Origin of the sequence: Streptomyces sp. NPDC058000, assembly GCF_042886435.1 — a bacterium.
GTDB lineage: Bacteria > Actinomycetota > Actinomycetes > Streptomycetales > Streptomycetaceae > Streptomyces.
On the sequence record NZ_JBHVQS010000028.1, the window covers coordinates 39,912 to 62,281 of the forward strand.

Consider the following 22,370-nt stretch of genomic DNA (forward strand, 5'->3'; position numbering starts at 1 on the left):
TGGATCGACAGCCCGCCTCGTGCGGGGCGGGCCGTTGCGGAGGTCGTCGGGACAGGGCCGGGTCAGGACGGGCTGGCGAGGCTCTGGAGGTGATGGCGCTCCAGGAGGCCCTGCACCACCTCGCGCATGTAGGCGCAGTAGCCGGGCGACATCAGTTGGATCGATCCGTTCTCCTCCTCCAGTGCTCCGGCGGAGCCGCCCGAGCAGGTGCCCTGGAGCTCACAGCCCTGGCAGCCGGGGCCGTTGGTGTAAGCCCGCATGCCGTAGTCCTGGTACGCGGGAGAGGCGAAGATGCCGCGCCAGTCATCGATGGTGCCCAGTTTGCGGGCGGTGGCCTTGCAGGCGAAGACGCTGCCGTTGGGCTCGATGGAGAGCTGGCGGCCGACCGCCGGGCAGGTCTTGTAGTCGGCCTGTTCGGCCCATTTGGCCTCGTCGGTGATCATCTGGAAGGTCTGGTACCAGTAGCCGCTGAGTTGCACGCCGCGCTCGCGCCCGTAGTCGACGGCGGCCAGCAGCCGCTGCGCCACGTCGTGCGGGCTGTGTGCCTGGAAGAACTCCTTGGCCTGGAACGACACGATGACGTCGAGGGTGTCCAGGCCGGCCTCGGCGACGAAGTCGATGAGTGGGTTGCCCCACTTGTCCCAGGTGAACTGGGAGAGCACCGAGGTGATGTTGACGGGGACGCCGGCGGCCTTCATGTCGAGGATCGCCTTGCGGACCACGGCCCATGGGGTGCGCTGTTGCTGTCCGCCGCGGAACTCGCCGGTCTCCGGGACCAGGTAGTCGATGGAGACGGTGGTGTCGACGTGGTGCTCGGCGAGCACCGCCAGCAGTTCGTCGTCGATGCGGGAGCCGTTGCTGGTCAGGTCGTAGGAGAGGGTGACCCCGTCGTGACTGTCGCCGAAGGTGCGCAGTACGTGGAGGATGGTGCCCCGCGCCAGGGTGGGCTCGCCGCCGAAGAACGACACCGTCAGATGGCCGCCGCCGTTGGCCTTGCGCAGCTCGATGGCCTCCTTGATGGTCTTCTCGGCCACCTCGCGCGACATGTGCATCGAGGGGTTGCGGCCCTGGTCCGAGCCATGGTTCCAGTCACCCTTGGCGAGCGTGGGGCCCGAGTCGTGGCGGGCGGGGCCCTGGTCCTCGCGCGAGCGGCGCAGTTCGACCAGGACCGGTCCGGGCTTCACCGACTCGCCGGAGGTGTTGCGCTCCTCGACGCCGCCGTCGAAGTTGTACGCGAAACAGCCCTGACAGGAGAAGTTGCAGGCGTTGGTGAGCACGAGCTGGATGGAGGAGTGGAACACGCCGCTCCCGAGTGCGCTCTGCCGGCTCTCCAGCAGTCCGTCGATCTCTCTGGCCTCGTCGTGCCCCGCCTCGACGAGGAACCGGGCCTCGACGAGGTCACGCAGGGAGTCGTCGTCGACCCGCTCCCGCAGTCGGTCCCAACTGATGCCCTGGGAAGCCTCGTTGAGGAGTCCGACGATGTCCCGGTCGATCAGCCGCGCATTTCCGTAGAGTGAATGAAAGGCCATGGTTTGCTCGTCACCCTCATAGGAATGGAGCCGACCTCCGAATGACGTGAAATCCCGGTCGCCCGTGGCACGCAGGGTGCGGACGTAGCGCGACGACTGGTACATCGAATTCTGCATGGCTGAGACTTCTCCCTGCATCTTACGAATTCCGACACGACGTACGGCTCGGCCCTGGCTGCGCGGCGTGCGGCACGGCGTCGGCGAAAGGCCCCCGGGCGCGGAGCCGTTGAGCGCGGACCGATCCCGACCGTCGGCCCGGCCCGCGCGACAGACCGGGGCCCGGCCCGTGGGCAGGGCCCCGGCGGAACCTCAGCCCTTAGGCCGACGCACGCTCTTTCCGCTGCTCAGCGGGGGCCGGGGCGGCCTCCATCTGCTTACGGGCGGGCGTGATGGTCGGAGCGTTGCCCTTGTCCGGCGAGACGAACGCGCACGGGCGGGACGACGCGGTGACCGCAGGGCGGACGACCTTCTTGACTTCGGCCATGTGGCCTCCTCGGTAGGTGCGACACACAACGCGTTCTAATTAACCAGAAGAAACCACACTAAATAAGACGCCAACCAGTCACGGTGAGAAATCATGTTCCGCCGAGGCATCCGAAGAGAATTGATCGTTCACCCATTCGACGCCTGCCGCATTTATCTGCCACTTCGCCCGCCGGCCCGCATGATCCGGAATGTCCGGGCCAGCCACCGGGCTCCCTCAAATCCCCTTGCACAGAATGAATTCGGCCAGGAGGCGGGGCGACGGGCAACGGCGACAGACGACGGGAACAAGGAAGGCCGGGCCCGTGGCGGTCACTCCGTTCACGGTGGCCACCACAGTCATGGATGCCGCCGAAGCCGACGCCCGCGAGCGAGCCTCGGGCTCACGGCCCGAGGCTCGCATCGTCGCCACTCTCCCCGAAGCCATCAACGTGACTTCATGTGACGGCAGTTAACCGAACGGCAATTCATGGGCGACCAGTCACACCCCCGCCGATCTGCCCTCCTCGACGCCCTTGGCGGTTCGTCATGCAGCCTGCGGCTCCAGCTCCCGCAGTGTCTCCTCGGCCTTCGGTGTCAGGACGAGCGGTCCCTGGCCGGTCGTCCACACGGCACGGACGTCCAGTCTCCGGAAGCGCCAGCCGTCGACGCTCCGGACGACCTCGCCGGTGAACGTGCCTCCGACGTCGAAGTGGCCGCCTGGTTCCGCACCGCGGGCGGCCTGCGTCACGGCCAGGTGGACATGGGTCATCAGTGCGTTCCACCGCACGGTTGCCCGGTCGCCGTCGAGGTCGATGAGGTAGTTGGAACCGAGGTGCTGCGTCCGCTCGAACTTCGCCATGGTCGCTCGTTCGGATTCGGCCAGCCCGTCGATGCCGCGGTGCTTCCCGACCGGCGAGGTGATCACGATGTCCTCGGTGAACAGGCCACGCGCCCAGTCGTCGTCGAAGCCGTCACCACCGGGCAGTGTGTCGAGGCTCAACAGGTAGCGGTCGATGAGGCCGGTGATTTCGGCCCGGTCCACCAGGACCGCGACCTGCTGCTGAAGGGCCAGGGCATCGGTGGTGGTGACAGCGGTCATGGCGGCGTGCTCCGTTCGTTCGGTCAACAGTCGCCTGGTCGACGGCCATTGCCCCGAACATAGAAGCTCAATCAAACTTGAGGTCAAGCGATGAGGCGCCGGTCCTGGAGCAGCACCATCGCCTGGTCGTCGACTCCGGCGGCCGGCGACACCCTCCTGCCGACCGGGAAGAGCGGCGCGTACGACCGTCGCCCGGGTTGCGGTCAGGACCGCACGGGCCGTAGGCGCAGGAGCGGCATCGTGTCGCGCAAGAGCTCTCCCCAAGGGCCAAGGAGCAAGGGCCAGGCAGCTTTCTGTGCTTGGCGCGGGAGCGGCTGCGGTCGGTTCCACAGTCGGTTCCGCGGTGCGCTTTCTCACGGGGGAAAACGGCTGGTGGCCGTTCCGAAGCGTCGGTGCGCAGGAGTACTTTTCCTTCCGTCAGGAAGAGACAAGACCGGAACGGATGGGGGTTGCGCACGGTGTTCTCGCGCAAGGCAGTGAGTGAAGCAGGGAGTCCGGACGGCCGTTTCAGGTTCTCCCTGGTGCGGCGCGGCTATGACCGCGAGCAGGTCGAGGCGTACGTCGAGCGACTGTCCCCGGCAGGGCCGCCGGCCGAACCGCCGGCGTTCGACGTGGCCCGGCGGGGATACGACCGGCAGCAGGTCGACGCCTATATCGAAGAACTGCGGGCACGTAGGAACCCCGGAGAATAGTCGCCGCACAACCGGTGATCGGCAGGCCGGTGCCGCCACCGCCGCTGAGGCGGTACTGGGTACCGGCGGCCTTCACCGACCGGGGCGGCCAGGAAACAAACGAAATTGCCTGGCCCGGCCCCATCCATGAGCAGAACACCTCGACTGTCTAGCGTGCGTGGTGAGTGATACGCGTCCTCACAGCAGGTTCCCGCTCGCGATCTCAGCATTGACCCGGATCGGGTCCCCGCCCCAGGGGTGCTCGATCGGGTCGTTGTTCCGCACGGTGAATTCGTTGATCAGGCCCTTCTCGAAGAGCACGCACATGCTGGAACCGCCGTAGCTGAACATGCCGAGCTCATCGCCCTTGCTGACCGACTTTCCGATGAGATCGGTTCTGAGAACGACCGAGGAGATCTCCGTGATCCCGATGGGCATGACGCAGACCTTCTTGCCGAAGTCGCTGTCGATGAAGACCAGTCCGCGGGTGTTGACCGATGCCTCGTATCCCTGGGACAGGACACCCGCGTCCTTGTCCGGCCGAACGGTCTCGCTGAACATCAGCCCGGGGATGAGCTCCATGTGCGTGACGGTGCCATTGACCGGCGAGCGCCACCGGTGATAGTCGGCGCCCGAGAGAAACGACTGGAACACATAACCTCCGACGAACGGTTCCGCACGCTTACGCCCGTGCACCATGTCCGTCAGCGAGTACGGCTGAGCCTTGAGCCAGAACCGGTCGTTCGGCGAGGTGACCTGCTTGTACGTCCATACCTGGCCGTCGTTGGGCGAGACGATGGCATTCGGCGCCTGATCCACCGGACGGCATTCCTCCTTGATCTCGCGGTGGAAGAAGGCGTTGTAGGACGCGAAACCGCCGTCGGGCTGCTCGGGCTTGGGAATGACGAAGTCGTCGAGGTTGAACTCCTTCCAGGCAGCCGGGGAAAGCCAGCCGAACTCGCTCCTGTTGAGGACCGAGCGACTCTTCTGGCTGTCCAGATAGCCGCACCACTCCGCGAGGATCGCCCTGAGTGCGTTGTTGAACGGCTGGAGGCGGAAGGCGACCTCGCCCGCATTCGTCTCCATCATGTGCACGAAGAGGGCGGACATCGGGAAGGCGATCCGCTTGGCCTTGTCCGGGTTGTACTCCGGGGCCGTCCCGGTGATGTAGTTGAGACAATTCAGCAGCTGCGGAATGTCGACGACGCTCCGCTGGTCCGGTGGGACCTGCTCGATCATCTCGGTTACGTACTGTCTGACGGTCCCGTCCAGCTCGATCAGGTCTGCCAACGCCTGGACCGCGGGGCTGAATTCCTCTTTGTAGTCCGCGACCTTCTGGACGAGCCCCGCCTGCCACTCGTCGATCGCGGCCCGGCTCTCCGGCAGATAGCCGGCCAGCCGTCCGAAGGAGTGCTGGTACCGCGCCTCCAGCGTGGCCTGCAGGATGTCGTCGCTCATGAAGTGCGCCCTTTCGATCGTCCTATTCGTCTGGAATATGAACGCGAACCTACGTCTCGCCTTGCTTCCCCGCATCGCCCGATCGGGTAATGCGTCGCAATTCGAGTAAATCGGTTATGTGTCGCGGCACGAACGGGCGGCACGAACGGGCGGTACGAACGGGCGGTACGAACGGGCGGTACGAACGGGCGGTACGAACCGATGGCGTGTGCGGCGCCCTCGACGTGGCCGGTCGAGCAGGCATGGGCCCGCCTGGCCGCGCCGACGGTTGCCGCGGTGCGGCCTGAGACGTGGATGTGGGTGTGGGCGTGGGCGCGTGGGGCCTGATTGGCGTTCACGCGGCCGCGTAGCCGCTCCCCGTAGGCGGCGAAGGCGGGGGAAGACGCGCAACTCGGCATTGTTCCGCACCGTCATGGCCACGCAGCCCCACTGGCCGTCGGCGCCCACGACGCGCCTGAAGCGCCGCTCGCCCCCGCTGCGGAAGCGGACCCGGACGCCGTCCTCGCGTGCACGCACTACCCGCTTGCCATCCCTAGGACCCCTAGGATAAACCTAGGATCCCTAGGAGCGTAAGGAGGGCACATGGTGCGGGCCGGACTGACGGCGGAGCGGGTGACGATCGCGGGCGCCGAGTTGGCGGACGAGGTCGGGCTCGACCACGTGACCATGTCTCAGGTGGCGCGGCGGCTGGGCGTGAAGGACGCGAGCCTCTACACGCATGTCCGCAGCCTGGAGGATCTGCGCGGACGGATCGCGCTGCTGGCGGCGGACGAGAAGACCATCCGTATCGCGGAGGCGACCGCGGGGCGGGCGGGCAAGGACGCGCTGGTGGCGTTCGCGAACGCCTGGCGGGAGTACGCCCGCGAGCATCCGGGCCGCTACACGGCGACGCAGACCCCGATCCAGATCGACCCCGAGCTGGTTGCGAAGGCGCCCGGACCGCGGCGCGCGGTCGAGTTGAGCTACGGCATGCTCCGCGGCTACGGACTGGCCGAGCCCGACCTGACCGACGCGGTCCGGTTGCTGCGCAGCACGTTCCACGGGTTCGTCGCCCTGGAGGCCGCGGGCGGATTCGCGCACGAGCGTCCGTCGCAGCGCTCCTGGGTCCGCGCCCTCGACGCCCTGCACGCCCTCCTGGCGCACTGGCCCCCGTCCGAAGAAGGAGAATCCTCGTGACCGACCCGACCATCGGCAACCTGCGCGTCAACGGCGCGACCCTGCACTACGAAGTACGCGGCCGGGGACCGCTCTTGCTGCTGATCCCCGGAGGGACGGGCGGCGCGGCCTCCTTCGACGGTGTCGTCGACGATCTGGCCGCCGCGTACACCGTTGCCACCTACGACCCGCGCGGCATGTCCCGCAGCACGCTGGACGACCCCGAGGCCGAGCAGCACGTGGCCGAGCACGCCGATGACGCGTTCCGCATGCTGGAACTGCTGTCGCCCGGTGCGCCCGCCCGGGTGTTCGGCGCCAGCTCGGGTGCGATCGCCGCGCTGCACCTGCTCACCGCCCATCCCGAACGTGTCGAACGCGTCGTGGTGCACGAGCCCCCGGTGGTCGAGGTCCTCCCGGACGCCGCCGAACATCGCGTGCTCATCGCGTGCGTACAGGAGACGTTCCGCACCCAGGGGCTCATGCCGGCGATGGCCGTCTTCGCCGCAGGTCTGAAGAAGGACGGCGACACCACTGAGCCGAAGGCCGAGGTCAAGCTCCCGCCGCAGGCAGCGGCGCGGGCCGAGCAGACGATGGCCAACCTGCCGTACTTCGTCGGGCGCATCGTCCCCGGCTTCATGTCCTACGCCCCGGACATCCACCGGCTGGACGCGCTGTCGGGCCGACTCGTGCTCGCCGTCGGTCAGGACTCACCCGGCGAACTGTCCTACCGTCCGGCCGCCTTCCTGGCCGAGCGTCTTGGTACGGAACTCCTCCACTTCCCCGGCGGCCACACCGGACTGACCACACACCCCGCCGAGTTCGGCGAACTCCTGCACCGGGCCATCCGGGCCACCCGCGCCTAGCGGTTGCGGTTGTCCGCCCGGTCATGTGGCGGTGCGTCCGTGGATTCGTTGTCGGGGCCAGAGGTCCTTCCCACAGGCCCGCGGGGCCGGGGCGTTGCCCGCTCCCCTATGCCGACGTCCACCGTCACACTCATCCGCATGTCGCGGACGCCACGCTCATCCTCCATCCGCACGTCGCGGCTCTGGTCGGCGCAGGAGTGCGGCCGTGTCACGGTGGGGGTTGATCAGTACGTGGCCAGTTCCGCGAGCAGTTGTTCGGCGGCGGCGATCTCGTTGCTGAGGGTGTGGTCCTCGGCGATGTACGGCAGGCGGTCCGCGGCGGTGGCGAAGGCGCGGGAGACCGGCGCGGGCGGCAGCGGCGCGCCGGACTGCCGCAACGCCCTTACTGCGCCGATCAGTTCGCAGGCCAGGACCGTGCGGTAGGCGTCGGCCGCCGCGGCGGAGGAGCGTGCGGCGTGGGTGGAGAAGCTCGCGTGGTCCTCCAGGCCGCGCGAGATCACCGCCGTGCCGAGGGTGACCGGGGCGGCGGCGTGCCGGAGTTGGGCGAGCGCGTCGTGCGCCACGTATTCGAGGATCATGATGCCGGAGCTGCCGGCGGGCCCCGAGGCGAGGAACGGCGTCAGCTTGGTGAGGTCCGGCTCCACCAGGTCGCTCAGGCGCGCCGCCGAGAGTTCGGCGGCGTGGTGGAGGGCGGCACGCAGGCCGTCCAGGGCGAGGGCGAGATGGGCGGTGGAGAACTGGCCGTGGTGATGGATCTGTTCGCGTGCGATGTCGATGAGCGGGTTCTCGGCAGCGGCGTTGATGTCGATGGTCAGGACGCGTTCGAGCGTGTCGGCGGCATCGAGGGCGGGCCCGTGCACTTGCGGGTAGGCACGCAGTCCGAAGGGGTCTTGGAGCCTGCGGCCCGCGGGGGCGTCCTCGTCCAGCCCGAGGAGGCGGCGCATCGCGGCGGCGCAGGCCACCGAGCCGGGGTGCGGGCGGGCCTCGTGCACCGCTGCGGCATACGCCTCGGGGGAGCCACCGAGCGCGCAGTAGGACAGCGCGGTGACCGTATGGCTCGCGCGCAGCAGCTGCCGCAGGTCGTACCAGGCCAGTACGGACTGCGTGAGGGTGACGGCGTTGCTGGAGATGAAGGCGAGCGCGTCACCGGGGCTGATCGGGACCGGTTCCAGGGCCCGTCCCGCGTACGGCAGTTCGCCGGCCAGGGTCAGTGCGATCTCGGCGAGGGTGGTGAGGTCCCCGGTGCCGAGGGCGCCGCGGGCGTGGACGGAGGGCAGTGCGTCCGCGTCCAGTGCGGCCTGGAGCGCCCGCAGGAGTCGGGGGTGCACGCCGCTGCCGCCGGCCGCCAACTGGTTGAGTCGGACGAGGAGCGCGCCGCGTACGACGTCGTCGGGCAGCCGTTCGCCGCTACCGCCCGCGTGGCTGCGCAGCAAGCGCAATCCGTGCTGGTCGGCGGCGTCCTGGTCGACGACGGCATGGCGGTTGGCGCCGACCCCGGTGGTCCTGCCGTACACCGCGCGCTTGGCCCCGCTGTCCCGGGCGATCCCGTAGGCCCGTTCAGCGCGCTCCAGCGCCTTCTCGTCCAACTCCACTGGGGCGGGCTGCCGCGCGGCGTGTACGACGTCGATGCAACCGAGGTCCGTACCGGTGATACGGAGGGGAACGGTGTCCGGCATGAAGACTCCTCTTGACAAGCTGCTATTCACCTCGCAGGCTGCATGAAACCTTCCATTCGTCACGCTGGCAAGAGCCTCCACCCACCGCATCCGGGGCTCCGCACACTGCGCCCGTCCCGCCCCGTCCGTGGCCGCAAGGCTCCTGCGTCCCCCTGAACGGAGAGCTCGTCAGCCATGCCCCAAGACAGGCTCCGCCCCGTTACGCCCAGCCTCACAGAACCCTCGGAGCAGACCCCCGGCCGCCCGACTCCGCCTTCGGCAGGCGCCTCCTTCGACGACGTGCCGCTCAACCGCTTCCACCTCAAGATCACCGCGTTGACCTTCGGGGCGAACTTCTCCGACGGCTACCAACTGGGCATCATCGGCATCGCCCTGACCGCGATGGCCCCGCAGATGCACCTCGGCCCACTGTGGCAGGGCCTGATGGGCGCCTCCGCCCTCATCGGCGTCTTCGTCGGCAGCATCGTCATCGGTTGGGCCGCCGACCGCATGGGCCGGCAGCGGCTCTACATGCTCGACTTCCTCCTCATCGCCCTCGCCTCCGTCCTCCAGTTCTTCGTCTCCGGACCCGTCGAACTGTTCGTCCTGCGGCTGCTGATCGGATTCGGTATCGGCGCCGACTACGCGCTCGGGCCCACGCTCGTCGCGGAGTTCGTACCGCGTCGCTACCGAGGCGGTCTGCTGGCGTCCCTGACCGTCCTGTGGACCGTCGGCTACATCGCCGCCTTCTTCTTCGGCACGTACCTCGTCGGCCTGGGCGGCGACTCCTGGCGCTGGCTGCTGGCCAGCAGCGCCCTGCCCGCGATCGTCGTGCTCCTGCTGCGGATCGGCACACCGGAATCCCCGCGCTGGCTGATCGGCAAGGGCCGGATCGACGAGGCCCGCCAGGTCATCGCCCGGCACGTGGGCGGCCAGGTCGACTTCGAAGCCTTCGCCGCGCAGCAGCGCACCGAGCGGAAGCCGGCTCCCTACCGGGCACTCTTCGGCCGGCAGCACTGGAGGAACACGGCGTTCGGCGTCCTCTTCTACAACTGCCAGGTGATCCCGTACTTCGCGATCTACACCTTCCTCCCGCTCGTCCTCGTCAAGATCAGCCTGGACGGCCAGGGATTCCTCAGCGAGGCGCTGCTCAACCTGTTCCTGCTGCTGGGCGGTGTCGCCGGGCTGTGGTGCGTGGCCAGGCTGACCCGACGCCGGCTGACCATCGGCTCCTTCGCCGTGCTCGCCGCGTCCCTCGCGCCCATGGGCATCTGGCCGGACGCCCCGGCCGCGGTCCTCTTCCCGCTGTTCCTGGTCTTCACCTTCACCATGTCCGCGGCCACCAACCTCGACCAGGTCTACCCGCCCGAGCTCTTCCCCACGGAACTGCGCAGCTCCGGCGTCGGCCTGCTGAACGGTATGAGCCGCGTCGGCTCGGCCATCGGAACCTTCCTGCTCCCGGTCAGCCTGGGCAGTTTCGGCTTCGCGCCGACCATGATCGCCCTGGCCGTGATCCTCCTGATCGGCGCCCTGGTGTCCCTGCTGTGGGCCCCCGAGACGAGCGGCGCCGCGCTGGACTGACGCCACGGCGTGCGTGCGGCGTCGTCACCCCACAGGCACAGGGCAACGTGCGAACAGGCCCGGCGCTCCGGCGACCATGCGGATGCTCGTCGAAGCGCCGGGCGGGAGCACCATCACGCGGCACCGAAGTGATCGCCCGACCGACGAGCGGCAGCAGAAGCCCCCCTCCCCGCGCTTCCCACCTCTCAGCCGAGACCGGCCGTAGGGACCGGGGACAAACTCCCCGATTCCTACGGGGTGTCAGATTCGACTCACAGGAGTGCCCCGTCACATCCCTTCCTTCTGCGTCGTGCATGGCGCAGAATCCGAGCCGGCGGGCGACGACCGTTAAAACTGACTGAGCGTCAAATCCCTGCCAACGGGAGGCTGTCATGCGCCTGCGCCACGCCGCCATGCCCCTTTCCCTCGGACTGGCGTTGCTGTGTGCCGTCATGGTTGCCGGCCCTGCCGAGGGGCCGGCAACGGCCGCGCGGACAGCCGCCTGGTCCGCGCCATTGGCCGCGCGGGACGGGCGGGCAGCCGCCTGGGCCGCCCCCTCCGGCACCGTCACCGCGCCCGACGGCCGTACATTCTTCACCGATCGGGACGGCCGGGTCGTGCGACCGCGCGGCCTCAACCTCGGCAAGACCGACACGGTGACCGAGGAGCACATCGCCCAGTTGGCCGGCGACGGCTTCAACCTCGTGCGGCTCAACATCCAGTGGGAGAAGGTCGAACCGCACCGCGGCCGCTACGACACCGGCTACCTGCGCTACCTCGACCGGGTGCTGGACTGGGCCGACCGCTACCGGGTGCTGGTCCTGATCGACTGGCACCAGGACGTCTTCGGGCCGGCGTTCGGCCACAACGGCATCCCTACCTGGGCCACCCGCACCGACGGACTGCCCTTCCAGCCCAACCCCGACGACTGGTTCGCGGACTACTTCCAGCCCGCCGTCCAGGCCGCCTTCACCCACCTGTACGACGACCCCGACCTGCGCGCCGCCCAGCGGGCCGCCTACACCGAGGTCGCGTCCGCTCTGCGGGGACACCGCTCGTTGTTGGGCTACGACCTGTTCAACGAGCCCTTCGGACCGGTTCCCGGCGATCCGACCGACCCCGATGACCAGATCCGGGCCTCCGCCACCCTGGAGCGCGGGCGGTTGGCGGCCATGTACCGGCGGTTGATCGGCGCCGTCCGCTCCGCCGACCCCGACGCGTGGCTCTTCGTCGAACCCACCGTCCTGGTCGGTCAGGGCGTCCCCACCAGCCTGCCCGGCTTCCACGACCCGCGGCCCGGCGCGGCGCGGTTGGGCTACGCCCCGCACTACTACGACACCGCGGTCGAATCGGGTGCCGACTGGGACCCCTCGGGTCGCTTCATCGAGCAGTACGAAACCGCCATCGGCCGCTACCCCACCACCCACCGACTCCCGGTACTGGTCGGTGAATGGGGCCCGCCGCAGGCGCACACGCCCGGGAACGCAGAGCTGATACGGCGTCAAGTAGCGTCCATGGACGGCTTCGCCTCGGGGTGGGCGCTGTGGTACGACTGCCGCGCGGACAACGGCGGCGGCTACTGCGCCTACGACCGCGACGGCAGCCCCGCCCCCGGGAAGGAGCCCGCCTTCGCCCCGTACGCTCCCGCGGTGGCGGGCATCCCCGGCACCGAGTCCTACGCCCCGGCCACGCGGACCTACACCCTCGCCTTGACCGCCGACCGCACGACACGGCGCGCCTGGACGCTCCTGTCCCTACCGGTCACGGCCTTCCCCCACGGAGTACGCGTAACCGTCACCGGGGCCGGCCCGGCCGTCGAAGTGGTCGCGGGCGGATCTGGCCGGGCGAAGTTGCGGCTGCCCGCGGCGCGACCGGGAGCCAGGGTGCGGGTCACTGTTTCAGCTCACTGACTTGCCATCACTACGTAGACATTTGACTGGAGTTGATGCAACCGCCCGCCGGCCAGACAGAGGAGCAAGGGGCGGACGCCCCCTTCGACGGACCCGTAATCACTGGACCGTAATAACTAGACCGGTCGTCATAGTTGGGTTAGCGTGACGGGCATGGCTCGCCGAACCGACACCCGGCGGCGGATGCTTGAGTCCGCTGCCGAGCTCTTTCACACGCAGGGTTATCACGCCACCGGCCTCAACCAGGTGGTCACCACCAGCGGGGCCCCGAAGGGCTCGCTGTACTTCCATTTCCCGGGCGGCAAGGAGCAACTGGCCGCCGAGGCCCTCCGGATGTCCGGCAGCCAACTCTGCGAGGTGCTGCGGGAGGTCATCGCGGAGGCTCCGGACGCGGTGGGTGCGGTCCGCGCGGTCGTGGAACTCTTGATCGGTGCGCTGACCGGGTCCGGTTTCCAGCGTGGCTGCCCACTCGCGGCCGTCACGCTGGACGCCGCGGCGGACAGCGCACCGATCCGGCAGGCATGTGCCGAGGGTTACGACTCCTGGCGCGAGCTGCTCGCCGGATTCTTCACCGAGCAGGGACTGGCCGCGGAGCGGGCGGGCGCCCTGGCAACCGTTGTGCTCGCATCCATCGAGGGTGGCCTGCTGCTGGCGAAGGCCAGTCACGACCCCGCGCCGTTGCACGCGGTCGCCGACCATTTGTACGCCACGATCGAGAAGGAGCTTTCCTGATGCGCGTCCACCACTTGAACGGCGGCACCCTCCGTCCGCTCGGCGGGCGACTCCTCGACGGCGAGGCAGGGCTGTTTCGGCGCGCCGAGATGGTCTGCCACTGTCTGCTGCTGGAAACCGATGCGGGCCTGGTCCTCGTCGAGACCGGGTTCGGCACCCAGGCCACCCATCGGCCCGAGGAGTGGCTCGGCCGGCGGTTCCTGCGGGTGAGCAGCCCGGACATCGACGCCGAGCAGCCAGTCGTCCGGCAGATCGCACGGCTGGGATTCGATCCGGGCGATGTGCGGCACATCGTCCTCACCCACCTCGACCTCGACCACGCCGGCGGGCTGGTGGACTTCCCCCAGGCGACCGTGCACGTCTACGCCGAGGAACTCCGTGCGGCCGAGCGGCCCCGCACCACGCTCGACCGCAGCCGGTACCGGGCGGCCCAGTTCGCGCACAAGCCGAAGTGGGCGCCCCACGCGGGCGTCGGCGAACCGTGGTTGGGCCTCGAAGCCGTCCGGGAACTCGACGGCCTGCCGCCGGAGATCCTGCTCGTCCCGCTCGCCGGCCACACCCGCGGCCACGCCGGGGTCGCCATCGACACGGGCGGCGGCTGGCTGCTGCATGCCGGTGACGCCTACTTCCACCCCGGCGAGCTCGACCCGGTCCGACCGCACTGCCCGCCCGCGCTCGCCCTGTTCGAGTCGATGATGCAGACCGAGAAACGAGCGCGGCTGCACAACCAGCAGCGGCTGCGTGAACTGGCCCGCGACCATGGCGGCCGCGTCCAGATCTTCTCGGCACACAACTCCGCCGAATACCGCCACCACGCCGGCACACCGTCCAAGGCCACCGCCACCTGACCGACCCGGCCCGACCCGACCGTTGACGGGCAGCGCGGAGCGAGCTTCGGACCGTCCCCGTCGAGGGCCGCGAACGGTTGCGGCTCGCCCATGACCAGCGCCTGGCGCACACCTTCGTGTCGGTCAGCGGCGGCGACGACCGGTCCGTGCGTGCCTGGGACGTGGAGTCGGGGCGCGCCAGGCCGGACCGCCTGTCCCGTTCCCGTACGGGGTGCACGCGCTGGCCCCGCTTCCCGACGGCGCCCTGATGGTGGGCTTCGGCGAAGGACTCGCCCTGCTCATGGCATCGCAAGGCGCCTGCTGAGCAAGGAACTTGCGCGCCCATCCGCGCATTCCTCCCGCTGCGTCAGGCACCGTCCGACGAAGTGGCGCCCCACCTTGACCGGCTCACGCCACCCCCTGTTCTCACTCCTGCACGGGGACCTCGTAGCCTGCTGTACCGAACGTCGAACCGAACGTCGCCGGTGTGCGACGGTCCAGCAGCACAGCAACCGGGGGAATCCACATGTCCGCTTACTCACCGCCACCCAACGGCCCCACGCCCTACGGTCAGCCCGGCCCCGCCCCGTACGGTCCGCCGGCCGGACCGCCCGCCAACCACGGTGGCCCCGCTCCGCACAACCCGCCCCCGGGCGCGGCGTTCCCCTACGGCCAGCAGCCGGCATACGGTCCCGCAGGTCCGCAGCCATGGACGGCACAGCGGCCCGCTGAACCCATGTTCACGCCGACGGGGCCGCCGCGGCGGCCCTGGCTGCGGCCAGTGATCGCGCTCGCCGTCGTGGCAACGCTCGGTACGGGCTTCTGGGTCCTGTCCGTCCTGACCGACGACGGCAAACCCCCGGTGAAGGTCGCCCGCGACGCCAGTATCGGGGACTGTCTGGAGAACCGCGGCACACACAGCAAACCCGTGCTCTTCACCATCGAGTGCAAGGACGCCAAGGCCGACTACCAGATCGCCCTGAGGCCGGGCTACCGAGGAACCTGCCCCGGTCAATACGACCAGTACGAGGAACGCGGCGGTCGCCTCGGGGACACCACGCTGTGCCTCAACCCCATGCGGCACTGAGGGACCCGGCCTGCGCCGCCCTCCCCGCCTGCGGGCTGCCGTCCCCGCCGGAAAAATGTTTGACACCCGGCGGCGGCCGGCGATCGGATGGTGCGCCATGAGCGCAGGGCAGATGCATCCGGGCATGCACCCCATCGACGACGACCTCGTACGGCGGTTGGTCGCCGGGCAGTTCCCGCAGTGGGCGGAGTTGGCGGTGGAACGGATCCCCTCCGGTGGCACGGTCAATGCCATGTACCGGTTGGGCGACGGCATGGTCGTACGGCTGCCGTTGACGCAGGGCGGAGCCGAGGACGTCGTGATGGAGCAGGAGTGGCTGCCCCGCCTCGCGCCCCGGCTGCCCGCGGCGATCCCCGAGGTGCTCGGAGCCGGGCAGCCGGCCGAGGGGTATCCGTCGCCGTGGGCGGTGTACGGATGGCTGGTGGGGGAAGTCCCGCAGGTAGGGGCGCTGAGCGAGCCGGTGCGACTGGCCGAGGATCTGGCCGCGTTCGTGGCGGCGATGCGGAGCATCACCCTGCCCGACGCGCCGGCGGCCCACCGCGGAGGGGCGATCTCCTCGCTCGACGCGGCGACCCGGGCGGCGATCGAGGACCTGCGCGGGATCCCACAGGAGGGCGTCGACTGCGCTGCCGCGCTGGCCGTTTGGGAGGACGCGCTGCGGGCCCCGGAGTGGGACGGCCCACGGGTGTGGCTGCATGCCGATCTGATGCCGGGCAATCTCCTGGTGGACGGTGGCAGGCTGACGTCAGTGATCGACTTTGGGTGCACGGGGGTGGGCGATCCGGCCTGCGACCTGTTCCCGGCGTGGAATCTGCTGCCGGCCGAGGCCAGGCAGGTCTTCCGTGCGGCGCTCGGCGTGGACGACGCGACCTGGAACCGAGGCCGGGCGCGCACGCTCTCCCAGGCGCTGATCGCGCTGCCGTACTACCGGCGGACGAACGCGGCGATGGCGCACAACGCCCGACACGTGATCCGGGCGGTAATGAGCGAGCGTTGACGCCCGCCGGCACTCCAGCACGCGGTTACGCGGTTACGCGGACGATGCCCGTAGCGGCATGGGGCGGTGGCCCATCGTGACTTGAGACGGCGGCCCGTAGCGACTTGGGACGATACTCCGTAGTGACTGGGCTGCGGCTGGCGTTACGCACGCCCGAGGTCCGCGATAACTGCTGCTGTGGCGCTGAGAGTTGCTGGCGGCCAGCCCACGCGCTCCCCTGCTGTCCGTTCATCTCGCCGGCCCGCTCGCATCCGCCAACGGTGGCGCGAGCCGTCAGGCCGGTGGGGCGGGCCGGTCCGGGACCCGGTCGAGGAGGTGTCCGACCCGGTCCGCGACGGTGCCTGGCCGCTCGGCCTGGACGAAGTGGCCGGAGTCGACCTCTTCGAACCGTCCGTCCGGCAGCGTGTCGATCCAACGTCGCTGGTGCTCGGCAAGGGCGGCGTGCTGTTGGGCCCGGCCCTTGGCGGGGCGGGACGCCGAGAGCAGGACCGTGGGGCAGGTGGGGAGCGCGGGCGGTGCGCTGCGGAATTGCGGGATGGCTGCGGCGACGGCCTGCAACTCCTTCCGTGTCTGGGCGATGCCGTCGGGGACGAAGTCTTCGGCGAGCATGGCCTCGTAGGTGTCCGCGGGGAAGACCCGGCGGATGTTCCCGCTGGCCATCCGGGCCAGCGGGCGGAAACGGACCAGCTGCTGTGTCAGGCTCAGTGCGCGGTCCACCTTCGCGACGGTCTGGTCGAACGTGTCGTAGACCGGCGCGCTCTCCGGGGTCGGGTCGACCAGCAGCAGCCCGCGGAGCCGTGGTTCCAGGCTCTCCGCCGCGCGGCGCGCGACCAGCCCGCCCATGCTGTGCGCGACGAGCACGAACCGGTCGGGGACGACCGCCTCGACCATGGCGACCAGGTCCGCGGCCAGGTCGTCGATACTCAGGTGCGCAGTCGTCCGGCCACTGCGGCCGAAGCCGGCCCGGTCGTAGGCGACCAGCCGTGCGCGATCCGTCAGCAGCGGCAGCACCGCGTCCCAGCTGGTACGTCCCAGACCCTGACCCGCTTCGAAGACCACCCAGTCCGGTCCCTCTCCGGACTCCTCGACGTGCACGGTCCGGCCGTTCACCTGTACTGCCCGCCCCGTTTCCCGGCGCATGTTCCCCTCCCACAGGCTTCCATTTCCAATTTAGATAATGGTATCGCTCATGGAACAGTAGGGCCATGGCCATCACCGAACTGCTTCTCCACCCGGTGCGCCTGCGCGTGGTGCACGCGCTCTCCGGCGGCCGGGTGCTGACCACCGCGCAGCTGTGTGAGCGCATGCCCGAGGTCCCGAAGGTGACCATGTACCGGCAGGTCGGTCTGCTGGTCGAGGCGGATTTCCTGGAGGTCGCCGAGGAACACCGGGTACGGGGTGCCGTCGAGCGGCACTACCGGCTGCGTCCGAACCGACCCGTCGTCGACGCGGACGCCGCCGCCGCGATGTCGTTGGACGACCACCGGCGGGGCTTCGTCGCCGCCATGGCCGTGCTGATCGCGGAATTCGACGCGTACCTCGACCGCGACGGCGCCGACCCGGTCGCCGACGGGGTCTCCTACCGCCAGGGCACGTTCTGGCTCAGCCCGGACGAACTCGCCGAGCTGAGCGGTGAGTTGTTCACGGTCCTGGCGCCACGGCTCGCCAACCAGCCGGCGGCGGACCGCGCACCGTACCTGCTCAGCCCGATCCTCTTCCCGACCGAGACCGAGCAGGAGCACCCGGCCGAGGCGCGGTCGTAGCCTCAAGGACGCACCGCACGGGTGAGGACTTGCGACCCGACGGCCGATCCGGGGTCCTGCGGCCGGGCGTGGACGGGGTGAGCAGGCCCGGTCTCAGGCGCCGTGGTCGGCGAAGGGGCCGTTGGCGGTGAAGGCCAGTTTGGCGAAGCGTTCGCCCATGCGGCGGTGCGTGGCGGCGTCCGGGTGGAGTTCGTCGGGCAGGGGCAGTTCGGCGGAGTCGGAACGACCGTAGAGGTCGCGGCCGTCGAGGTAGTGCAGATTGGGGTCTTCGGCCGCCCGCCGCTGCACGATCCGGGCCAGTTCGTCCCGGATGCCGGTGAGGGTCAGCTTTCCGCTCGCGCGCTCCGCCGGATCGCCCGCGGCCCGGAACCGCAGGCGTCCGGCGCTGAGGGCGGCGAAGTCCGGGGCGCTGGGGCCGGGGGTGTCCTCGTGGATGGGGCACAGGATGGGCGAGATGACCAGCAGTGGCGCGGTGGGATGCCCCTCGCGGATGGTGTCGAGGAAGCCGTGGACGGCGGGGGTGAAGGCGCGCATGCGCATCAGGTCGGCATTGACCAGGTTGATGCCGATCTTGATGCTGATCAGGTCCGCGGGGGTGTCCCGCAGGGCTCGGGCGGTGAACGGGTCCAGCAGGGCGCTGCCGCCGAAGCCCAGGTTGATCAGTTCCACACCGCTCAGGGAGGCCGCGAGTGCGGGCCAGATGGTGGTGGGACTGGCCGCGTCCGTGCCGTGACTGATCGAACTGCCGTGGTGCAGCCACACCTTGCGCCCCCGGTTCGGCACGGGCTCGATCGGGGCGTCGGTGCGCAGGGCGACAAGTTCGGTCGTCTCGTCGTACGGCAACCAGAGTTCGATGTCCTTGACGCCGTCGGGCAGGTCGGTGAAGCGGAGGGTTCCGCTCGGGCCGGACGCGAGGTGACTGGTCCCCTTGGCCATGTCGATGGTCAGGGTGTTGCCGCAGGTCACGCTTGCCTGGCCGGCCAGGCGGCCGTCGACGAGCAGGTCGTAGATGCCGTCGGGGCGGGGCGGGGCACCGACGTAGACCCGCTTCGTGGGGAGCGTTTCCAGTTCGATGGCGGTGGCCCGGGTGCGGAAGACCAGTCGTACGCCGGAGGTCTGGGATTCGGCCATGGCGAGCTGCCCGTCGTCGCACTGGGCGCGGGCCCGGGCGGGCAGCCGGTGCGGGAGTACTCCGCGCTCGGTGCGCTCCAACTCCAGGGCGCCGCGCAGGATCTCGGCGGTGAGCGGGGTGGTGATCCAGTTGTGTTTGGCGTTCATCGCCTCAACCTGTTCGTCGCAGTGTGGCGGGGTGTGTTCGGATACGGCAGTGCGGCGCGGGGGTGCCGCCGGCTCCGGCGGGCGTGACCGCCCTGGTGGTCAGGGCGTGGGCCAGTTCCGCAGCAGGGCGTCGAGGGCGTCCACGATGCGTGACCACGTTTCCTGCGGGTCGGGGGCGCTGTGGCTGAACCCTCCCCCCAGCTCCAGGCTCACGTAGCCGTGGAAGACGCTGCCCAGCATCCGGACCGCATGGGTCTGCTCCGGTTCCGGCAGGTCGTAGCCGCGCAGGATCGCCCGCGTCATCTGGGCGTGCCGGACGCCGGCGCTGGCGAGCGCCGCCTCCGGGGCGAGCCGGAACTGGGTCGCGGCGTAGCGGCCGGGGTGCTCCCGGGCGTAGTCGCGGTAGACGTTCGCGAAGGCGGTCAGAGCGTCCTTGCCGGCCCGGCCGGCCAGGGCTTCCGCGGCCCGGTCGGCGAGCTCCTCCAAGGCGAGGAGGGCGATCCTGGTCTTGAGGTCATGGGAGTTCTTCAGGTGCGAGTACAGGCTCGCGACCTTGACGTCGAACCGCCTGGCCAGCTCGGACACGGTCACCTGCTCGAAGCCGACCTCGTCGGCCAACTCCGCTCCCGCCCGGGTCAGGCGTTCCGTGGTCAGTCCTACCCTCGCCGCCATGTCCACCCTTTCGTTTACCTGTATTGATTATGCACATGCCTAAAAGCATTAGGCAAATGGCGAATGTTCATTCTCGTGCTCGTCGAGGCGGCGTGATCGCTTGGGACGGGCGGAGCGGGGTCGGGACCCACCCTGAGGAGAGTCAGGGTGGGTGCGACCGCAGGATGACGGCGGACGCGACCGTGGTCTGACGACGCCCACCAACTCCCGCTACTACGTTCAGGCATTGACGTTCAGACGCTGACGTTCAGACGCTGACGTTCAGTCAGAAGAGATCGATCCGGCACAGCCGAGTACGGGAGCGACATGAGCAACGAAGCGGTACGTGCGGAGGGCGCGGCGGGCCGGCGGCGGAAGGCGCGGCGGGGCCGGCGGGCGCGTGCCGGGGTGGCGTTCGGCGCGGCCCTGGTCGGCGTGGCCGCGGCGCTGGGCACGGCCGGTCCGGCGCAGGCCATGTCGGGCGGCACCCAGCTACCGCAGCCGGGGGCCGCACCGTGGCTGGCGACACTGGCGATCAAGGGCGACGCCCCTTTCCTGAACCGCGCCTCGTGCGGCGGGGCGCTCATCGCCCCGGACCGGGTACTCACCGCCGCGCACTGTCTCGACGGCCTGGACTTCCGGAAGGCGGAGGTGCACATCGGTTCCTCGGTCCTCTCCCGGGACCTCGGCACCGTACGGGACATCAGCGGTGTCACCCTTCACCCGCGGTACAAACTGCTCCCCTCACCCGTCGATCCGCATGCCCCGGAGCTGTCGTCGGCCGCCTACGACCTGGCCGAAATCCGGCTCAGTGCCCCGGTACCCGGCACCTCACCCCTTCCCCTCGCCCAGCACCGGCCGGCCCCGGGCACCCCCGTATCGATTTTCAGCCACGGCACCACGGCCGCACCGGACCCGTCCCAGCCCGGTAAGGAGATCCGCGGCGATGTGCTGCGCCGCGGCGACCTGACCGTCCGGACCCATGCCCAATGCGCCGCCCAGACCCCGGCCGTCGTCGATGAGGCATCGGTCTTCTGTGCCCGCGATCTGCCCAGCGGCCGGACCACCATGTGCTTCGGGGACAGCGGCAGCCCCCTGGTCACCTGGGGGCGACGCGGCCCGGAACTGGTCGGGGTGTTCAGCTTCGCCGGGGAGACGGCGGGCAAGGTCTGCGGACAGCCGGCCGACGCCGCGTTCGCCGACGTCCCCGCGCTCGTCGGCGCACTGAGCTGACGCTTTGGCCAAGTGCCTGGCGGAGTGCCGGAGCGGCGGACTGGCGGCGTAACGAAGCGACGGGGTAGCGGGGCGGGGACGACGGAGTGCTGGCCGGATGGGGTCGGTGAACGGCGAGCGGACCGTAGAGTCCGGGACCATGCCTGCCGCCTTGGACCAGATATCGCTGTGGCGTGACCGACAGTTCGCGCTGCTGCTCTCCGCCCGGATCGTTTCGGTGCTCGGGAACGGCTTTGCCCGAGTGGCGCTGGCGTTCGCGGTGTTGTCCTTGCCGGGGGCGAGCCCGGGCCGGTTGTCGCTCGTGCTGGCGTGTCAGGCGGTACCGCAGTTGGCGTTCGTTCTGATCGGTGGGGTGATCGCCGATCGGATGTCGCGCTCGCGGTTGATGGTGACGGCGGACGTCGTGGGGGCCCTGGCCTACGCGGGTCTGGCGGCAGCGGTGCTGATCGGTCGTGCGCCGCTGGTGCTCATGTGTCTGCTGGCGGTGGTGGCGGGCACCGCCACCGCGCTGTTCGCGCCGGCGATGGACGGCGTGGTGCCGCTGGTGGTGCCGGCCGGCCGGCTTCAGCGGGCCAACGGGCTGCTGCGGGTGGGCACCAACGTCTCGCTGCTGCTGGGACTCGCGCTGTCGGGTGTGGCGGTGGCCTGGCTCGGTCCGGGGTGGGCGTTGGCGCTCAATGCCGGCTCCTTCGTGCTCAGTGCGGTGTTGACCTGGTTCCTTCGGGTCGATGCGGGTCCGCGGAAGAAGGCGTCCGGGTGGGCGGATCTGCGCGAGGGGTGGCAGGAGTTCTCCGCACGACAGTGGTTGTGGGTCGTGGTCTGCCAATACGCGGTGGTCGTGGCGGCGTTGAACGCCAACGCGGGCGTGCTGGGGCCGCTGGCCGCCGAGGAACACCTGGGTGGCGCCCGCGCCTGGTCGGTGATCGTGGCCGCGCAGGCACTGGGCGCGTTGCTCGGCGCGGGGCTCGCGGCCAGGATCCGGGTGCGGCGGCCGATCCTGGTGGCGGTGCTGGCCACCCTGCCGTCGGCCGTGCCGCTCGCGCTGCTCGGAGCCGGGGCGCCGGTCTGGCTGATCGTGACGGCGATGTTCTGCTCGGGCGTCGCCTCGGACGTCTTCGCGGTCCTGTGGTCGACGACCGTGCAGCGCGAGGTGCCCGAGGCCGCGTTGTCGCGGGTCAGTTCCTATGACTGGTTCGGTTCGCTGGCCTTCGCGCCGCTGGGCCTGTTGGTGGCGGGGCCGGCCGCGGTTGCCTGGGGCACCGACGCGATGCTGTTCGGCTGCGCCGCGCTGATCGTCGTCGCGTCGGGCGCGGCCCTGCTCGCCCCGCAGGTGCGGGGGCTTCGCGCAGCCGAGCCTGTCGAGCAACCGTCCGCCGGTCGTGGCACGGAGCCGCGGGCGGTGGGTGAGGAGGCCGCCGGATAGCGCGGCGGCGGTGG

Annotated in this window: 20 protein-coding genes; 12 read left to right on the top strand and 8 right to left on the bottom strand. The window is 70.0% G+C overall.

Annotation, left to right across the window (positions count from 1 at the left end; translation table 11 throughout):
* Window positions 1–62: 62 nt before the first annotated feature.
* The 3 genes from ACFVT2_RS25040 to ACFVT2_RS25050 form a co-directional block, all read right to left on the bottom strand.
* On the bottom strand, window positions 63–1,529 hold the full coding sequence (locus tag ACFVT2_RS25040; protein ID WP_390021491.1) for a radical SAM protein: 1,467 nt from the start codon (window positions 1,527–1,529) through the stop codon (window positions 63–65).
* A gap of 316 nt (window positions 1,530–1,845) precedes the next feature.
* The gene (locus ACFVT2_RS25045; RefSeq protein ID WP_390021493.1) at window positions 1,846–2,013 is read right to left on the bottom strand and encodes a hypothetical protein; all 168 of its coding nucleotides are present in this window, start codon (window positions 2,011–2,013) and stop codon (window positions 1,846–1,848) included.
* A gap of 525 nt (window positions 2,014–2,538) precedes the next feature.
* On the bottom strand, window positions 2,539–3,093 hold the full coding sequence (locus tag ACFVT2_RS25050; protein ID WP_390021495.1) for a nuclear transport factor 2 family protein: 555 nt from the start codon (window positions 3,091–3,093) through the stop codon (window positions 2,539–2,541).
* Window positions 3,094–3,569: 476 nt separating this feature from the next.
* Between ACFVT2_RS25050 and ACFVT2_RS25055 the strand changes: the two genes are divergently transcribed.
* Window positions 3,570–3,785, top strand: coding sequence for a DivIVA domain-containing protein (locus tag ACFVT2_RS25055; RefSeq protein ID WP_390021496.1), 216 nt, complete (start codon window positions 3,570–3,572; stop codon window positions 3,783–3,785).
* Between the two features lie 177 nt (window positions 3,786–3,962).
* On the opposite strand, the gene ACFVT2_RS25060 is transcribed toward ACFVT2_RS25055, so the two are convergent.
* Window positions 3,963–5,222: a phophatidylserine decarboxylase associated domain-containing protein gene (locus tag ACFVT2_RS25060; protein ID WP_390021497.1), complete on the bottom strand. Its 1,260-nt coding sequence runs from the start codon at window positions 5,220–5,222 to the stop codon at window positions 3,963–3,965.
* Between the two features lie 582 nt (window positions 5,223–5,804).
* Here ACFVT2_RS25060 and ACFVT2_RS25065 point away from each other — a divergent pair.
* Window positions 5,805–6,398 (top strand): TetR/AcrR family transcriptional regulator, encoded by a 594-nt coding sequence (locus tag ACFVT2_RS25065; RefSeq protein ID WP_390021499.1) that lies wholly within the window; start codon window positions 5,805–5,807, stop codon window positions 6,396–6,398.
* A complete protein-coding gene (locus tag ACFVT2_RS25070; RefSeq protein ID WP_390021500.1) occupies window positions 6,395–7,240 on the top strand; it encodes an alpha/beta fold hydrolase in 846 nt (281 codons plus the stop codon). The genes ACFVT2_RS25065 and ACFVT2_RS25070 overlap by 4 nt, the downstream gene beginning before the upstream one ends.
* Before the next feature lie 224 nt (window positions 7,241–7,464).
* On the opposite strand, the gene ACFVT2_RS25075 is transcribed toward ACFVT2_RS25070, so the two are convergent.
* A complete protein-coding gene (locus tag ACFVT2_RS25075; RefSeq protein ID WP_390021502.1) occupies window positions 7,465–8,916 on the bottom strand; it encodes an aromatic amino acid ammonia-lyase in 1,452 nt (483 codons plus the stop codon).
* 174 nt (window positions 8,917–9,090) lie between these two features.
* Between ACFVT2_RS25075 and ACFVT2_RS25080 the strand changes: the two genes are divergently transcribed.
* The 6 genes from ACFVT2_RS25080 (at window position 9,091) to ACFVT2_RS25105 (ending at window position 16,008) form a co-directional block, all read left to right on the top strand.
* Window positions 9,091–10,476, top strand: a complete 1,386-nt coding sequence (locus tag ACFVT2_RS25080) for an MFS transporter (protein ID WP_390021503.1) — start codon at window positions 9,091–9,093, stop codon at window positions 10,474–10,476.
* Between the two features lie 371 nt (window positions 10,477–10,847).
* The gene (locus ACFVT2_RS25085; RefSeq protein WP_390021504.1) at window positions 10,848–12,365 is read left to right on the top strand and encodes a cellulase family glycosylhydrolase; all 1,518 of its coding nucleotides are present in this window, start codon (window positions 10,848–10,850) and stop codon (window positions 12,363–12,365) included.
* Between the two features lie 153 nt (window positions 12,366–12,518).
* Complete coding sequence (locus ACFVT2_RS25090) at window positions 12,519–13,097, top strand: TetR/AcrR family transcriptional regulator (RefSeq protein ID WP_390021506.1); 579 nt, start codon at window positions 12,519–12,521, stop codon at window positions 13,095–13,097.
* Window positions 13,097–13,945, top strand: a complete 849-nt coding sequence (locus ACFVT2_RS25095; protein ID WP_390021508.1) for an MBL fold metallo-hydrolase — start codon at window positions 13,097–13,099, stop codon at window positions 13,943–13,945. The genes ACFVT2_RS25090 and ACFVT2_RS25095 overlap by 1 nt, the downstream gene beginning before the upstream one ends.
* 715 nt (window positions 13,946–14,660) lie before the next feature.
* Window positions 14,661–15,011, top strand: a complete 351-nt coding sequence (locus ACFVT2_RS25100) for a hypothetical protein (protein ID WP_390021509.1) — start codon at window positions 14,661–14,663, stop codon at window positions 15,009–15,011.
* Window positions 15,012–15,108: 97 nt separating this feature from the next.
* Window positions 15,109–16,008: an aminoglycoside phosphotransferase family protein gene (locus tag ACFVT2_RS25105; protein ID WP_390021511.1), complete on the top strand. Its 900-nt coding sequence runs from the start codon at window positions 15,109–15,111 to the stop codon at window positions 16,006–16,008.
* 273 nt (window positions 16,009–16,281) lie between these two features.
* On the opposite strand, the gene ACFVT2_RS25110 is transcribed toward ACFVT2_RS25105, so the two are convergent.
* Window positions 16,282–17,148 (bottom strand): alpha/beta fold hydrolase, encoded by an 867-nt coding sequence (locus ACFVT2_RS25110; RefSeq protein ID WP_390021512.1) that lies wholly within the window; start codon window positions 17,146–17,148, stop codon window positions 16,282–16,284.
* A 65-nt stretch (window positions 17,149–17,213) separates the two neighbouring features.
* Between ACFVT2_RS25110 and ACFVT2_RS25115 the strand changes: the two genes are divergently transcribed.
* Window positions 17,214–17,771: a helix-turn-helix domain-containing protein gene (locus ACFVT2_RS25115; RefSeq protein ID WP_390021514.1), complete on the top strand. Its 558-nt coding sequence runs from the start codon at window positions 17,214–17,216 to the stop codon at window positions 17,769–17,771.
* A gap of 93 nt (window positions 17,772–17,864) precedes the next feature.
* Here ACFVT2_RS25115 and ACFVT2_RS25120 read toward each other — a convergent pair whose 3' ends face one another.
* Together ACFVT2_RS25120 and ACFVT2_RS25125 are read right to left on the bottom strand one after the other, a co-directional pair.
* Window positions 17,865–19,049 (bottom strand): GDSL-type esterase/lipase family protein, encoded by a 1,185-nt coding sequence (locus tag ACFVT2_RS25120; RefSeq protein ID WP_390021515.1) that lies wholly within the window; start codon window positions 19,047–19,049, stop codon window positions 17,865–17,867.
* Between the two features lie 99 nt (window positions 19,050–19,148).
* Complete coding sequence (locus ACFVT2_RS25125) at window positions 19,149–19,721, bottom strand: TetR/AcrR family transcriptional regulator (RefSeq protein WP_390021516.1); 573 nt, start codon at window positions 19,719–19,721, stop codon at window positions 19,149–19,151.
* Window positions 19,722–20,027: 306 nt separating this feature from the next.
* Here ACFVT2_RS25125 and ACFVT2_RS25130 point away from each other — a divergent pair, with 306 nt between their 5' ends.
* Together ACFVT2_RS25130 and ACFVT2_RS25135 are read left to right on the top strand one after the other, a co-directional pair.
* Window positions 20,028–20,933 (top strand): S1 family peptidase, encoded by a 906-nt coding sequence (locus ACFVT2_RS25130; protein WP_390021518.1) that lies wholly within the window; start codon window positions 20,028–20,030, stop codon window positions 20,931–20,933.
* A 139-nt stretch (window positions 20,934–21,072) separates the two neighbouring features.
* A complete protein-coding gene (locus tag ACFVT2_RS25135; protein ID WP_390021519.1) occupies window positions 21,073–22,356 on the top strand; it encodes an MFS transporter in 1,284 nt (427 codons plus the stop codon).
* Window positions 22,357–22,370: the final 14 nt, after the last annotated feature.